The following is a 15,894-nucleotide window of genomic DNA, read 5'->3' as shown; positions in this document are numbered from 1 at the left end:
TTCATGGACGATCCTCGCTTTCTGGGGGCTGAATGCCCGGTTTTGCTGGCGTTGTCGAACTTGGCTTCGGGTTGTTGATCTGGCCCGGCAGCAGCCCGAGCACGCCGGGGTCGGTAATATACTGCGTGTCGTAGAGCGAGCGCGCCGAGGTGATCAGCTGCAGGAAGGGCGCGCTGATCGTCACGTTGAACTGCAGCGGCAGCTTTTCGACCTGGCGGGTGAGGAAATTGCGCGATGCCCCCTCGCCCTGGCTGAGGCCATCGAAGCGGATCCGCGTGACAACTTCGCCGGCCAGCTCGCCATCCATCTCGACAACCAGGTCACGATATCGCAATGATCGCAAGGCGTTGAAGGCGAAGTTTGCCATCGTGCCAAGGTCTTCATAAGTCAGTTCCCCAACATAGGCGAGCGTCCCGCCATCGCCGATCACCTCCAGCCGCCCGCCGCGCACATGGCCGCCATCCTTGTCGAAAATGATGGGAATGACCCCGGTGAACTGGCCGGTGGCGTTGATATTCTCGAAGTCGAAACCGGAGAGGAATTGCGCGGCATCGACGCGGTCGACGCGGAAGACCAGACGGCGCGGCTCCTCGCTCACCAGATCGACCATGCCGGGGTCGAGCAGCAGCCGCCCACCGGCAAACGGCCATTCGCCGCCCTCGACCTGCATCTTGAAGCCAGGCAGCAGCTGGTAGCGAATCGTGCCGTTATAGACCGCGAAGCCGGGATTGACCTGCGCCAACCGGACGACCTGGCCGGGGCCCGTCGACAGGCCCAACAGGTCGGTGAACACGATTTCCCCGGACAGCCCGGTGACCGGACCGAAGGCGGCGGCAAAATCGAGCGAATCGGTGCGGAATCGCCCGGTGCTCGCCGTGACCCCGTTTGCCGACCAGTCGATCCGCCCCTGCCCCGCGACCAGCCCGCGCGTGTTGGCGATGACGCCCAGCGCGATGTTGCTGATCATTTCGGGCTGCAAGCGGTCGTCAAATGTCAGCGCATCGACGAACAGATCGGCATGGCCGGTCACGCTCGCCAGATCATGCGAAATGGCGACGCGCACAACGGGGCGCTGTGTCTGCGGCTCGTCGAGCACCCCGGTCACCGCGATACGTCCGTCCGCCAGAGTCAGCTGCATGTCGTCGGTGATCAGCGGCTGGAACCGCGCCGGAATCTGGCGATCGCGCAGCAGCCATTCGTCGCCCCTGACCTCCAGCACCGATTCGGCAAAGCGCCAGCTGCCCGAACCCCGCGTCAGGATCATCGGTACCGCGCCGATGGTCGCCTCGGCATCGGCATAGCGCCCACCCAGCACGCCTCCCAGATCGACGCTGAGATCGCCGGCGGTGATATGCGTGCCAGAGCTTTCATTGCCTATCAGCAGATCGACATCGGTCAGCCGGGCGGCGCCGGGAAAATCGACCTGCGCTGAACCGGCGGCCAGCGTCAGATCGCTCGATCCGAGCCTGCCGCGCAGCAGCGTAGCGCCAGCCAGACGCGCCGACACGGCGAGCCCCTGAGCGCCGGTGCGGACCATCGGTTGGCCGCGCTGCGGACACAAAGTGATCGCCTGCGCGCCGGACGTGAAATTCGAAAGCTGCAGCCGGTCAAAGCGCAGCAGCTGGCAGCGGTCATACAGGGCAAGCCCGCGCGCATCGCTCCAGCGGCCCTGTAGCGGCAGCACCAGACCGCTCACGGCTCCGCCCGGAATGGGGCCGGAAAGCCGCGCCAGCCCGGTAAAGCTGAGCGCACCGCGTCCGTTCCACAGCGCCTCGAACTGCGGCAGTGCCAACGACGCCCCCCTTGCGCTGTAATCCTGCATCGTCGCCTTGAGCGCATAGGCCCCCTGCCCGCGCGGAACGATGCGCAGCTGCGCGACCGGCAGCCCCGCCCCGCCGGTCGCTACATTGCCCGCGAGTTGCCATTCGCTGCCGACGCGCTTCACGCTGAGGCTGTTGCCGCCGATAAGGCGCTCCCCGCTCGCCCCGGTCAGCGCAAGCCGCGGTACGGCGAGCGAAAGCTGTTCGCCCTTGGCCCGCGCCTGCACGGTCATCGTCAGGTCCGCACCCGGCAGCGCCCTGCGCGCGGCCGCAGCCATCCGTTCGACCAGCGGCCCGATCGGCAGGCTGGCACTGGCCCTGACCGCGCTGTCCAGCCCGGAGAGCCGCGCGTTCGGCATCGTCAGGCGCTCGCCCTGCAGATCGCCCTCGAAACCGAAATCGGGTTGCGCGCCGCCCAGACGCAAGACGCCCTTGCCCTGGGCGGCCAGCCGGCCGAAGCCATTATCCGTGACGCCGATCTGGTTCAGCGCCAGATCGATATCGCCATCGAGCTGCTGCGCGCTGGCGGAAAAGCCCAGCCTGCCGCCAAGCCCGTCTGCGGCAAAGCCATTGCCCCGGATCGCGCCGGTTGCGGGGACGATCGCCCCCTCGACCCGGTCGAGCGCGGCGTTGGCTCCCGCGCGCAGCGCAATCGACGACGGCCCGACCGACAATCCGCCGGTAGCACAGGAGAGGCCGGAAAAGCGCACCGGTCCCCGGAAGGACGGACGCTGGTTGACGATGCGGACTGCGCCGAACAGGCTGGGCCGGTCAAGCGCGCAACCGGCATAGCTCAGCTTGGCGCCAATCGCTGCGACCTGGCCCTTGAAGCCATCGCGCAGGTTTCCGCTGCCGTCGGCCTTGATACCGATCGTGCCATAGGGGCTTTCGATCCGCGCCCGCGCATCGCGCAGCGTCAGGTCCAGCCTTGGCAGACTGAACGGGTCCTCGCTGCCGGTGTAGATGAGCTTGTCCAGGCTGCCGAAGCTGATCCGCCCCTTGTCGAGCCGCCCATAGCCGCGCAGCCCTTCCACGATCACGCGGTCGATGCTGAGGCCGAACAGGCCGCCGCTGATATCGATGCTGAGCCGCGCAATCGTCGCATCGGGCCGTCGGGGATCGCCCAGCACCAGATTGCGCACCATCTGACGTCCTACGCCAATCGATTCGATGTCGTAGCGCGCCTCTATTCCGCGCGCCTCCAGTTCATTGCCGATCAGGTTGCGCGCAATATCCTCGCGCTGGGTCCAGGCGATCAGACCGGCCAGCCCCAGCAGCGCGACCCCGCAAAGCACGACGCGCAGCGGCCAGGCGATACGCCGCCACGCCCGCACCTGCCTTTCGGGCGGGATCGTTTCGGCTTCTGTATCGGGATCGCTCATTGTCACCTGAATGGCTTGCAAAGGATCGCCTTGCAACGGCGTACGGGCAAAGCCGTTCCGACAAAGCGTTTGCCCGCATCAAGACGACCCATTAACCTCAAATCATGCCCTCTTCGCTGCCTCTGCTGGCCGATGCCGAACTGCCCGATCTTCCGGCAGGCGGGCATCATGGTGCGGGCCATCGCGCCCGGCTTAGGGAGCGGTTGCTGAACACTGACGGAACCGGGCTGCATGATCATGAAATCGTTGAATATCTGCTGACCCTGGCGATTCCGCGCCGCGACACCAAGCCGCTGGCCAAGCAGCTGATCGACCATTTCGGCTCGCTGGCAGGCGTGCTCACCGCCGATGGCGATTCGCTGCGCGCGCTGCCGGGCATGGGCGAGACGAGTGCAGCGGCGCTGAAGATCGTGCAGGTGGCAGCGCGGCGGCTGGTGAGCGAACCGGTGCGCCGCCAGCCGATCCTGTCGAGCTGGCAGGCGCTGCTCGACTATCTGCGGCTCGACATGGCGCATCTCACCCGCGAACGGGTGCGCGTGCTGTTCCTCAACGCCAAGAACATGCTGATCAGCGACGATGTGATGTCCGAAGGGTCGGTCGACCAGGCCGCGATCTACACCCGCCAGGTAATCAAGCGCGCGCTCGACCTGGGGGCGGTATCGCTGATCCTCGTTCACAACCACCCCAGCGGCAATCCGCAGCCCAGCAAGCAGGACATCCACATCACCCGCGAGATCATCGAGGCCGGCAAAAGGCTGGGCATCGGGGTGCACGATCATATCATCATCGGGCTAGACGGCCATTCGAGCATGCGCTCGATGGGGTTGATCTAGCACTTCGCCTTGCTCGCCCAGCGAGGATTTTGGGTGTTCCCCTTCCCTCCCGCATCCGCCATAGGCCCGGTCCATGCCCGCCTTTGCCCCCTCAACCTATGACGCGATCATCCTGGGCGCTGGCGCGGCCGGCCTGTTCTGCGCGGCGACCGCCGGACAGCGCGGACGGCGGGTGTTGCTGCTCGATCATGCCGATGCACCGGGCAAGAAGATCCTGATCTCGGGCGGCGGACGCTGCAACTTCACCAATATCCATACCCAGCCGGACCGCTATCTCAGCGCCAATCCGCATTTCGCCAAGTCGGCGCTGGGCCGCTACAGCGCGCAGGATTTCATCGATCTGGTCGATGCGCATGGCATTGCATGGCACGAAAAGACGCTGGGCCAGTTGTTCTGCGACGGGTCGGCGCGGCAGATCGTCGCGATGCTGCTCGACGAATGCGACAAGGGCGCGGTCGAGATCGCGCTGGGCCATCCGGTGCGCGCGGTCAGCCATGCCGATGGCCAATATCATGTCACCTATGGCGACCGGTCGGCAGCCGCGCCCGCGCTGGTCATCGCCACCGGCGGGCCTTCCATCCCCAAGATGGGCGCGACCGGATTTGCCTATGATCTGGCACGACAGTTTGGCCTCAAGGTGGTCGAGCCCCGGCCGGCGCTGGTTCCGTTGACGCTGGGCGGTGACGAGACACTGTTCCGCTCGCTTTCCGGGGTCGCAACCGAAGTTATCGCGCGTGCCGGCAAGACGATGTTTCGCGAGGCGGCGCTGTTCACGCACAAGGGGCTGTCCGGTCCCGCGATCCTCCAGGTTTCCAGCTATTGGCGGCATGGCGATCCGGTCGGCATCGACTTTCTGCCCGATGCGCCCGCCGGCTGGCTGACCGCCGCCAAGCGCAACCAGCCACGCGCCAGCCTGCGCAGCCTGCTCGGCACCATGCTGCCCGATCGCCTCGCCGCGACGCTGGGCGAGCGAATCGGCGGCGACGCGCGGCTGGCCGATACGCCGGACAAGCTGCTCCAGGCTGCAGAGCAGCGGCTGCGGGCCTGGGCATTCCACCCCAATGGCACCGAAGGCTATGCCAAGGCCGAGGTCACCGCCGGCGGCATCAGCACCGATGGCCTGTCGTCGCAGACCATGGAAGCGCGCAAGGTTCCCGGCCTTTACGCCATTGGCGAGGCGGTGGACGTGACCGGCTGGCTCGGCGGTTATAATTTCCAATGGGCCTGGGCGAGCGGACATGCGGCTGGCCAGGCGATTTAAAACCAAATTGGTGGTTTTATTTGGAAATCAATACCATCATCAATCGTTTGCAACTGCGTTGATTTGGGCTTTTCTTGCATCCAGTCGGATGAATAATCGAAAATTTACCAGGGTGGGCGATATCGGTGACGATGCACGCACCAACGCACCCTCCGGACATGCCTGCACGGCCAGCTGATTGCGGGGTCAGCCTTGCCGTGCTGGTGCAGGGGCTGGTCGTGGCGCTCGCGCTGCTGGCCGCGATGCTCGCTCCGCCAAACGAAGGGCCGATGATGGTCATTCCACTGGACGGCGGCGGCATGGGCCGGGCGATGGACTGGACGATACGCGACGGGGCCGCCTTTCTGGGTACTGGCCCGCTGCCCGGATCGATCCTGGTCTATGGCAAGCGCGAACAGCTCACAGCTGGCGCGTGGCATCACAACAGCCTGGTGATCAAGGCACCCGCAATCTTCTGCGGCAACCTCGCCTCCACCTCAAGGAACATATGAGCGTCGCATGGAACTGACAGGAATTCGCAAGAACGGCGCCTTCGCGCTGATCGTCATCGCATGGCTTTGCGTCGGCGTCATCGCCGGGATCAGCCTGTATGCCGGCAGCGGCTGGGCGCCGATCGCCATGGCGGTCGCGGTCACGCTGATCCCCACCTTTCTCGTGCGCAGCGGCAAGGCCGATGGCACCACCCGCATCCTTCTGGGCGGCACATTGCCGGTCTATCCGGCCATCCTGCTCTACCAGGCAGCCGGCACCAATCTGCAGATGGACGTCCATATGGCGTTCTTCGCGCTGCTCGCCACGCTGGTGGTGATGTGCGACTGGCGCGCGATCGTGGCCGGGACAGCGGTGATTGCAGTGCACCATCTGGGCACCAACGTGCTGATGCCGGCCTGGGTCTTCCCGGACGGCGCGGATTTGCCGCGCGTGCTGCTGCATGCGGCGATCGTGCTGGTCGAGGCTGCCGTACTGATCCAGGTATCGCTGCAGCTTGAACGGATGATCGAGCGTCAGGCCGAAGCCAGGCGCGAGGCCGAACGGCTGGAGCAGGATGCCGCAGCCACCCGCGATGCCATTGCCGCCAAGCAGACCAAGGTCATCGGCGAACTTGGCGAAGGCCTCAAGGCCATGGCACGCAACGACCTGACCGCGCGCATCGACGTGCCCTTCCCGCCCGAATACGAGCAGCTCCGCGCCGACTATCACGGTGCGCTGGAGGGCATGCGCCAGTCGCTGGAGAAGATTTCGGGTGTCGCCACCCGTATCGACGAAAGCGCGGGCGATGTCAGCCATGCCTCGAACGACATGGCAGATCGCACCGAGCGCCAGAGCTCGACGCTGCACGACACCGTCTCGACCATCCGCTCGGTATCCGATTCGATTTCGGACACCGCCAATCGCGCGGTCGAAGCCCGGCATGTGCTCGATGCCGCACAAGGCGAGGCCGAGAAATCGGCGGGCATTGTGGAACGAGCCCGCGAGGCGATGACCAATATCGAGAGCTCTGCGCGCGAAATCGACCAGATCATCGCGGTGATCGACGCGCTGTCCTTCCAGACCAACCTCTTGGCCCTCAATGCCGGGGTGGAAGCCGCCCGCGTCGGCGAGGCTGGCAAGGGCTTTGCTGTCGTCGCGTCCGAAGTCCGTGCGCTCGCGCAGCGCTCGGCCGAAGCCGCGCAGGACATCAAGACCAAGATCAGCGCGTCGAACGAGCAGATCGCCCTGGGCGTTAATGTGGTCAGCGAAACCAGCGAGACGCTGGAGCGGATCACCACCCGCATCCTGCAGATCAGCGAGTTCGTCTCCACCATCGCAGGGTCGGTCGAAAGCCAGGCAGCCAAGCTGCGCGAGGTCAACGGCACCGTCGGCGCGCTCGACGGCATTACCCAGCAGAATGCGGCGATGGTCGAGGAAACCAGCGCAGCCGCCCGCTCGCTGGCAGACCAGTCGCGCACTCTGGCCCAGGAAATCAGCCGCTTCCGCCTGTCTCAAGCTGGCATGGCCATGGCGCACCCCAAGCTGGCGCGCGCAGCCTGATCACACCGGGCGGGCCGAAACTGCCAGGCTTGCCGCACAGGCTTCAGCGCGTGCGGCAGCGGCCCGTATTGGTGTTCTCGATCACGCCATCGTCGTCATAGCGGATCTGCATGGTAAAGCCGTCTGCCGCGATCGTGCGGACGGTCGCGTTATACCATCTGTTGTCGCTCCATAGACAGGCGATGCGGCTGCCTGCGCGCCAATCGAAGGGCCGGACCGTGCTGGCCTGGCGCGTCTCGACATCACCGTCGTCGAACCGGATGGTGACCAGACTGCCAGTGCGCGATTCAATCACGCCGGGATAGAGCACAGTGCTGCCCCGCCAGGGAGACAGCACCCAGTTGCCGACCTCCTGCGCCATGACTCCGGCTGGCAAGGCCAGCATAGCTGCACATGCCAATATCGAGATCCCAGTCCGCCTGTTCACCATGCCATCTCTCCTGTGCGCGCAGATTACACCCAAAGCGGGGCCGACTCAATCGGAGCGGAATTGGGCCTCAAGCGAATATGATTGTGCCAAGGCCGCAAATCCGCTAAGCGCCCGGGCTTGCAGCGAAGCCGGATTTTGGGCCTCGCGCGCGGTTTCGCCGATGGATGCGGAACCTTCGCATCATCGACACGAATTGAAATCCCATGCCTTTTGATACCGTTCCCGCCGTTCTGTCGGACGCGCTTGATGCGCACGGCTATGACACCCTCACCCCCGTGCAGCAGGCCGTTCTGGAAGCCGAAGCGCAAGGCCGCGACCTGATTGTTTCCGCTCAGACCGGATCGGGCAAGACCGTCGCCTTCGGGCTTTCGATGGCGACCGAACTGATCGGCGAGGATGGCCGGGTGAGCGGTGGCACCGCCCCCCAGGCGCTGATCATCGCCCCGACGCGCGAACTGGCGCTGCAGGTCAGCCGCGAATTCATGTGGCTCTACGGCCCCGCAGGCGCGCGCATCGCCACCTGTGTCGGTGGCATGGATGCCTCGCGCGAGCGGCGCAATCTGGGCTATGGCGCACAGATCGTGGTCGGCACACCCGGACGCCTGCGCGACCATCTGGAACGCGGCGCGCTCGACCTGTCGGCGCTGAAAGTCGCGGTGCTCGACGAAGCCGACGAAATGCTCGACATGGGCTTTCGCGAAGACCTTGAAGAAATCCTCGACGCCACGCCCGAGGGCCGCCGCACCCTGCTGTTCTCGGCGACCATGCCCAAGCCGATCGTCGCGCTGGCCAAGCGTTATCAACGCGATGCGCATCGTATCTCGACGGTCAGCGAAGATCGCGGCCATGGCGACATCGATTATGTCGCCTGCACTGTCGCGCCTTCGGACATCGAAAATGCGGTGGTCAACCTGCTGCGCCTGCATGAAGCGGAGACCGCCATCCTGTTCTGCGCGACGCGCGATAATGTCCGCCATCTGCATTCCAGCCTGATCGAGCGCGGCTTTTCCGCCGTGGCCCTGTCGGGCGAGCACAGCCAGAACGAGCGCAACCAGGCGCTTCAGGCGCTGCGTGACCGCCGTGCGCGCGTGTGCGTGGCGACCGATGTCGCTGCACGCGGCATCGACCTTCCCGGCCTTTCGCTGGTCATCCATGTCGAGCTGCCGCGCGATGCCGATACGCTGAAGCACCGGTCGGGCCGCACCGGACGCGCAGGCAAGAAGGGCACCGCGCTGATGATCGTGCCCTATCCGCGCCGCCGCCGTCTGGAACAGATGCTGCGCGGGGCGAATATCCCGGCGCAGTGGATCACGCCGCCTTCGGCCGAAGACATCCGCCAGGCCGACCGCGAACGCCTGCTGGAGCGGCTGCGCGCGCCGGTCGAGGTCGAAGAGGCCGATCGCGAGCTGGCACAGGCCCTGCTGGCCGAACGCAGTGCCGAAGATCTGGCCATCATGCTGGTGCAGGCGCACCGTGCGCAGATGCCCGAGCCCGAAGAGCTGCTCGACGCATCCTCGCCGCCGCCGCCGCGCGACTTCGGCCCGCGTCCCGGTTTTGAGGACACCGTGTGGTTCTCGATGAACATCGGCCGCCGTCAGAATGCCGATCCGCGCTGGCTGCTGCCACTGCTGTGCCGCCGTGGCCATGTCACGCGCGGCGAAATCGGCGCCATCCGGTTGAGCGACGACGCCACCCATTTCGAGATCCCGCGTACCGTGGCGGATCGCTTTGCCCAGGCGGTGGAGCGTACCTCTGGCGGCGAGGATGGCGATGAAGGCAGCGTCATCATCACCAAGGCCGATGGTCCGCCCGAGTTCCAGCGCCGCTCCGGCCCGCCGCAGCGCCGCGATGGTGCCGGCTCGGGCAAAAAGGGTCGCGGCAATGCGCCGCTCAAGCCGCGCTATGAAGCCCGCCCGGATGGCGAGCGCCGTCCGCCCCGTGAAGATGGCGAGCGCAAGCCTTATGGCGATCGCAAGCCCGCAGGAGAGCGCAAGGCGTTTGGCGACAAGAAGCCGTTCGGTGACCGCAAGCCCTTCGGCGAGAAGAAGGTGTTTGGCGACAAGAAGACCCAGGCCGACCGCGCTTCCTTTGCCGATCGTCCCGCACGTGGCCCGCGCAGCGATGCGCCCCGCAGCGAAGGTCCCCGGACTGGTGGCCCTGGCGGCAAGCCGCGCTTCGACGGCAAGCCTCGTCCCGCAGGAAAGCCGGGCGGCAAACCCTTCAACAAGCGTCCCAAGGGCTAAGGGAATTGCCCGATCGTCCCCTCTCTTTCAGGGAGGGGACTGCCTAAAGGCTCACGGCCTCGCGCCGGGTGACGTCTCGACCGCTTCTCCGCCGAGCGCGCGGTAGAGCGTTACGCGATTGCTCGCCTCGACAAGCTGCGTCGTCAGCAACGTGCGCTGCGCCTGATAGAGCGAGCGCTGGGCATCGAGGCTGGTGAGGAAGGAATCGAGCCCGCCGCGATAGCGCATATCGGTGAGGCGGAAGCTGTCCTCTGCCGCATCCACGAACGAACGGTTGGCGCGGAGCTGCTCGGTTATCGTGCCGCGCCGTGCCAGCGCATCGGCCACATCGCGGAAGGCCGCCTGGATCGCGCCCTCATAGCCTGCGATGGCCGCATCGCGCTGCGCCTGGGTCTGCGCCACGCCCGCCTGCGCAGCACCGCCAGCAAACAGCGAATAGCGCACATTGACACCCGCCGAATAGTTGAACGCCGCGCCGGTAAACAGCGTGGACAGCGCATTGCTGGCAAGCCCGGCAAGCCCTGTCAGCGTGATGCGCGGGAACAGCGCTGCGCGCGCGGCACCGATCTCCGCATTGGCGGCGCGCAGTTCATATTCGGCCTGCATCACGTCGGGGCGGCGCAGCAGGATCGTCGAATCAAGCCCTGCCGGAAGTGTGCGCACCGCCTCGCCTGCATCGGCGATCGACTGCGGCAGCAGCGCCGTATCGACAGGTGCGCCGACGAGCAGTTGCAGCGCATTCACGTCCTGCGCCAGCGCCGTGGTCTGCTGCGCGATATCGGCCTCGGCGGTCGCCAGTATCTGCTCGGCCTGACGCAGATCGGTGCGCGGAGCGATGCCGCCCTCCAGCCGCAGCCGGGTCAGCTTCACCCGCTCGCGCGCATTGGCGGCGGTATCCTCGGCCAGCTTGAGCAGCGACCGGTCGGCGGCATAGGTCAGCCAGGCATCGGCAACATCGCCGATCAGCGTCAGCCGCGTCGCGCGCGCCGCTGCCTCGGTGCCAAAATAGCGGTTGAGCGCCGCGTCGGACAGCGACTGCAAGCGCCCGAACAGGTCGATCTCGAAGGCAGTGTTGCTGACATCGGCGGTATAGCGGACCCCGGCGGTCGACCGGCTGGCCGTCGGGCTGTTGCCGATATCGACATCCTGGTTGCGGTTCTGGTTGGCGGTGCCGTTGTCGAATTGCGTCCTGCCTGCCGCCACGCCGATCTGCGGCAGCTGGCTGGCGCGCTGGATGCGGAACTGCGCGCGCGCCGCCTCGATATTCGCGGCCGCCACGCGCAGGTTGCGGTTATTGGCAAGCGCCTGCTCGATCACCTGCGCCAGACGCGGGTCGGCAAATACCTCGCGATAGCTCATCACCGGCAGCGCCGCCTCGCTCTGCGCAAGATAGGCATCGCCCACCGGCCAGGAGGCCGGAACCGGCAGGTCGGGCTGGACATATTTGGGCGCCATAGAGCAGCCCGAGAGCAGCGCCAGCGCGATCAAAGGTGCCGCGCGCCTCATGCTGCACCTTCATTGGGCTTGGGCTCGCCGATGTGCAGCTTCTTGAGCGTGTCGCGCGTCGTACGGCGGACCAGCACGAAGAACAGCGGGATGAAGAAGATCGCCAGCACCGTCGCGGTCAGCATGCCGCCGATCACCGATGTGCCGATCGCGATGCGGCTGTTCGCCCCTGCGCCGCTCGACAGGGCGAGAGGCAGCACGCCGAAGATGAATGCCAGGCTGGTCATCAGAATGGGCCGCAGACGCAGGCGCGCGGCCTCAAGCGCAGCATCGATGACGCGCGCGCCGCGCTTTTCCGCCTGCTCGGCAAATTCGATCACCAGAATGGCGTTCTTCGCCGCCAGCCCCATGGTGGTGAGCAGGCCGATCTGCAGATAGACGTCATTCTCCAGCCCGCGCAGCGTCACCGCGAACACCGCCCCGACCAGGCCCAATGGGATCACCAGCATCACCGCAACGGGGATCGTCCAGCTTTCGTAAAGCGCAGCCAGGCAGAGGAAGACGACGAGCAGCGACAGCGAATAGAGCAATGGTGCCTGGCCCGAGGACAGTCGTTCCTGGAATGAAAGCCCTGACCAGGCCACGCTGACCCCCGGGATCTCCTTGGCCAGCTCCTCGATCCGGTCCATCGCCGCGCCGGAGCTCTGCCCCGGTGCCGCCTGGCCTTCATACTGGAAACTCGGATAGCCCTGGAAGCGCGACAGCGTCGTCGGCGTGGTCGACCAGCGGGTGCGGGAGAATGCCGAGAATGGCGCCATCTGCCCGTCATTGCCGCGCACGAACCAGCGGCCGATATCATCGGGCGTCGCGCGATAGGGCGCATCAGCCTGCACGAACACGCGCTTCACCCGGCCACGGTCGATGAAATCATTGACATATTGCCCACCCCAGGCCGCCGACAGCGTGGTGTTGACGTCATTCTGGTTGAGCCCCAGCGAGGCCAGCTTGGGCTGGTCGATATCGACCTGCAGCGTCTGCACATCGGGCAGTTCGCCCAGCCGCACGCCCGCGAGCACCGGGTCATTTTCCGCCAGTTCCAAAAGCTTGTCGCGCGCTTCTGCGAACTCCTCTCGGCTCATGCCGCTGGTGTTCTGCAACTGCAGGCTGAAGCCGTTGGTCTGGCCCAGCCCGCGTATCGCGGCCGGCACCAGCACATTGACCTGCGCATCGCGAAAGGCGGAGAAGGCCTTGGTCGCCCGCTCGCTGATCGCATCGGCAGAATCTGCTGCACCGGTGCGATCGGACCAGTCGACAAAGTTGACGAAGCCCTGGCCGGTATTCTGGCCTGCCGCGCCCTGCCCGCCACCGGCCACGCTGAACATCACCGCGATATTCTTGCGCTCGTCATTGAGCATGTACTTCTCGATCGCCAGCTGCACTTCGCGTGTGCGCCCCTGGGTCGCGCCGGCCGGCAGGCGGAACTGCAGCCGCGCCGCGCCCTGATCCTCGGTCGGCAGGAACCCTGTGGGCAGCCGCACGAACAGCGCGACCAGCAGTACCAGCACGATCGCATAGATCGCCATGAACAGCCATTTGCGATCGACCACCTTTTCGACCGCCGCGACATAGCGGTCGGTCCCGCGGGCAAAGCCGTGGTTGAACCAGCGCTGCGCGCGCTCCATCCGCTGCGCGCCCCAGGGCCAGCTGCGCTTCAACCGACTCTCCCGCTCGGTCCCGTCATGCTTTTTCTGCTTGAGCAGCGTCGCGGTCAGCGCCGGACTGAGGATCAGCGCGACCAGCGCCGACAGCACCATGGCCGAGACGATGGTGATCGAGAACTGGCGATAGATGACGCCGGTCGACCCGCCGAAAAATGCCATCGGCAGGAACACGGCAGACAGCACCACGGCAATCGCCACCAGTGCCACCTGGATCTCGCCCATCGACTTGATGGTCGCTTCCTTGGGCGTCATGTCGGGATTTTCGTCGAGCAGGCGCTCGACATTCTCGACCACCACGATCGCATCATCAACCAGCAGGCCGATAGCCAGCACAAGCCCGAACAGGGTCAGCGTATTGATCGAGAAATCCGCAAGATAGAAGATCGCGAACGTCCCCAGCAGCACCACCGGCACCGCGATGGTCGGGATCAGCGTCGCGCGCCAGCTTTGCAGGAAGACGAACATCACGATGACGACCAGAATGATCGCCTCGATCAGCGTCTGCACCACCTCCTCGATCGACAGCCGGATGAAGGCGGTCGAATCATTGGCATAGGCCACGTTGTAACCCGGAGGAAAGCTCGACCGTGCGTCGGCCACGGCCTGCTTGACCAGATCGGCAGTGGCCAGCGCGTCCGCGCCGGGGGCCAGCGAAATCGCCAGGCCCGCGCCCGGATGGCCGTTGATGCGGCTGGAGGCGGAATAGTTTTCCGCGCCCAGCTCCACCCGGGCGACATCGCCCAGCTTGACGATCGCGCCGCTCTGTTCGGACTTGAGGATGATCGCCTTGAATTCGTCCACCGTGCGCAGGCGCGATTGCGACGTGACCGTGGCGTTGAGCCGGTTGCTCTCCGGCTGCGGCAGCCCGCCGACCTCACCTGCGGCGACCTCGGTATTCTGGTTGCGGATGGCGGTGACGATGTCGCCCGGCATCAGCCCGACAGAGGCGAGACGATCGGGATCGAGCCAGATGCGCATCGCATATTGCGATCCGAACACGTTGGTTTCCCCGACACCATCGATGCGCGACAGGGTATCCTGCAGGTTCGACACCAGAAAGTCCGACACATCGATATTGGTGCTGCGGTCGGTCTCGTCATAGACGCCGACGATGAACAGGAAATCGGGGTTCGATTTGGTTACGCGCAGCCCCTGTTGCTGCACCTGCTGCGGCAGACGGGCGAGCGCCTGCTGCACCTGGTTCTGCACCTGCACCTGCGCAATATCCGGGTCGGTGCCCTTTTCGAACGTCGCGCTGATCGTCACCTGCCCGCGCGAGGTGGAGCTGGAGTTGAAATACAACAGCCCGTCGATGCCGGTCAGCTGCTGCTCGATAATCTGGGTGACGCTGTTTTCCAACGTGTCCGCCGAGGCTCCGGGAAAGGTCGCGCGGATGTTGACCTGGGGCGGGGCGACATCGGGATATTGCTCGACCGGCAGCAGATAGATCGCGCCGACGCCTGCCAGCATCGTGATGATTGCCAGCACCCAGGCAAAAATCGGTCGCTCGATGAAGATGCGCGACATCGCCGCGCCTCAGCCTTTGGTGTCGGGCTTGGGCGGCGCGATCACCTGAGGCTTGCTGGCCGGAACGGGCCGGATCGGCGCGCCGGGCTTGATCTTGGCCAGGCCCTGGACGATCACCTTGTCGCCGGGCTTCAACCCGCTGGTCACGACCCAGTCATTGCCGACCGCACGATCGGCAGTCACCTTGCGCTCTGCGGCCTTGTTGCCCGCATCAACCACGAACACGCTCGCATCGCCGCGCGCATTGTGCGTGACCGCCGCCTGCGGCACCAGAATGGCATTGGTGTTGATCGCCTGATCGAAGCGCGCCCGCACGAACATGCCGGGCAGCAACAGGCCTTGCGGGTTGGAGAAGCGCGCGCGCAGGGTCACCGTACCGGTCGCGGCATTGACCATGACCTCGGAAAACTGGACGACGCCGCGCGGCCCGTATTCGCTGCCATCTTCCAGCACCAGCGACACCTCGGCACTGGCCGGAACCGAGCCGCCCTGCGCCAGCGAGCGGCGCAGCGTGAGCAGGTCGGCGCTCGATTGCTGGATATCGACAAAGACCGGATCGACGCCCTGGATCACCGCCAGCGGTTCGGCCTGGTTGCCGGTGACCAACGCGCCGACCGTGAACAATGACCGCCCGATACGCCCGGTGATTGGCGCTGGTACCCGAGTGAACTGCAGATTGACATTGGCGGTCTGCACCTGCGCACGGCCCTGTTGCACGGCGGCTGCCGCCTGGCGTGATGCGGCGAGCGCGTCGGTATAGTCCTGCATCGCCACCGCCTGCGCCTCGGCCAGCGGCTTCAGCCGTTCGGCCCGGATGCGCGTGGCTTCGGCATTGGCGATCGCGCTGTTCAGGTTGGCGCTCGCCTCTGCGGTGGCGGCGCGATACAGGCGCTGGTCGATTTCGTACAAGGTCTGCCCGGCGCGGACGATGGCCCCTTCGGTAAAGAACCGGCGGCGGATCAGCCCGGTAACCTGCGGGCGGACCTCGGACATCTCGAATGCGGCAATCCGCCCGGCGAGCTCGACCGCCACCGGCACCGCACTGGCCTTGACCACGACATAGCCGACTTCGGGCACCGGGCGCTGCCGGCCCTTGCCCTCATCACCGCCCGAACACCCGGCAAGCGCCAGCGCCGCCATCCCGACCAGGGCAAAGCGTGGCATGAGCGTTCGTGTCTGGCGAACGGGACGAAAAATAGC

10 protein-coding genes are annotated in these 15,894 nt (G+C 65.8%); 5 read left to right on the top strand and 5 right to left on the bottom strand.

Going from position 1 to position 15,894, the window contains the following annotated elements:
* Window position 1 precedes the first annotated feature (1 nt).
* Entirely contained in the window at window positions 2-3,202 is a 3,201-nt protein-coding gene (locus tag OU999_01165; GenBank protein ID WAC23834.1) for a YdbH domain-containing protein, read from the bottom strand.
* Between the two features lie 104 nt (window positions 3,203-3,306).
* Between OU999_01165 and radC the strand changes: the two genes are divergently transcribed.
* The 4 genes from radC (at window position 3,307) to OU999_01145 (ending at window position 7,327) form a co-directional block, all read left to right on the top strand.
* The gene (gene radC / locus OU999_01160; protein ID WAC23833.1) at window positions 3,307-4,035 is read left to right on the top strand and encodes a DNA repair protein RadC; all 729 of its coding nucleotides are present in this window, start codon (window positions 3,307-3,309) and stop codon (window positions 4,033-4,035) included.
* Between the two features lie 73 nt (window positions 4,036-4,108).
* Window positions 4,109-5,296 (top strand): NAD(P)/FAD-dependent oxidoreductase, encoded by a 1,188-nt coding sequence (locus OU999_01155; GenBank protein WAC23832.1) that lies wholly within the window; start codon window positions 4,109-4,111, stop codon window positions 5,294-5,296.
* Window positions 5,297-5,454: 158 nt separating this feature from the next.
* On the top strand, window positions 5,455-5,787 hold the full coding sequence (locus tag OU999_01150; GenBank protein WAC23831.1) for a hypothetical protein: 333 nt from the start codon (window positions 5,455-5,457) through the stop codon (window positions 5,785-5,787).
* Between the two features lie 7 nt (window positions 5,788-5,794).
* Window positions 5,795-7,327, top strand: coding sequence for a methyl-accepting chemotaxis protein (locus OU999_01145; protein ID WAC23830.1), 1,533 nt, complete (start codon window positions 5,795-5,797; stop codon window positions 7,325-7,327).
* Between the two features lie 43 nt (window positions 7,328-7,370).
* Here OU999_01145 and OU999_01140 read toward each other — a convergent pair whose 3' ends face one another.
* Window positions 7,371-7,688 (bottom strand): hypothetical protein, encoded by a 318-nt coding sequence (locus OU999_01140; GenBank protein WAC23829.1) that lies wholly within the window; start codon window positions 7,686-7,688, stop codon window positions 7,371-7,373.
* A gap of 272 nt (window positions 7,689-7,960) precedes the next feature.
* On the opposite strand from OU999_01140, the gene OU999_01135 reads away from it, so the two are divergent.
* Window positions 7,961-10,000, top strand: coding sequence for a DEAD/DEAH box helicase (locus tag OU999_01135; GenBank protein ID WAC23828.1), 2,040 nt, complete (start codon window positions 7,961-7,963; stop codon window positions 9,998-10,000).
* 51 nt (window positions 10,001-10,051) lie between these two features.
* On the opposite strand, the gene OU999_01130 is transcribed toward OU999_01135, so the two are convergent.
* From OU999_01130 to OU999_01120, 3 genes are read right to left on the bottom strand one after another with little or no spacing between them, the layout of a single operon-like run.
* Window positions 10,052-11,506, bottom strand: a complete 1,455-nt coding sequence (locus OU999_01130; protein ID WAC23827.1) for an efflux transporter outer membrane subunit — start codon at window positions 11,504-11,506, stop codon at window positions 10,052-10,054.
* Complete coding sequence (locus OU999_01125; GenBank protein WAC23826.1) at window positions 11,503-14,694, bottom strand: multidrug efflux RND transporter permease subunit; 3,192 nt, start codon at window positions 14,692-14,694, stop codon at window positions 11,503-11,505. Before OU999_01125 ends, OU999_01130 begins: the two co-directional genes overlap by 4 nt.
* Before the next feature lie 9 nt (window positions 14,695-14,703).
* Window positions 14,704-15,858 carry an efflux RND transporter periplasmic adaptor subunit gene (locus OU999_01120; GenBank protein ID WAC23825.1) on the bottom strand — a complete coding sequence of 385 codons (1,155 nt, stop codon included), beginning with the start codon at window positions 15,856-15,858 and terminating at the stop codon, window positions 14,704-14,706.
* Window positions 15,859-15,894: the final 36 nt, after the last annotated feature.

Origin of the sequence: Blastomonas sp. SL216 (genome assembly GCA_026625625.1) — a bacterium.
GTDB lineage: Bacteria > Pseudomonadota > Alphaproteobacteria > Sphingomonadales > Sphingomonadaceae > Blastomonas.
This window is presented reverse-complemented; position numbering and strand designations above follow the sequence as displayed.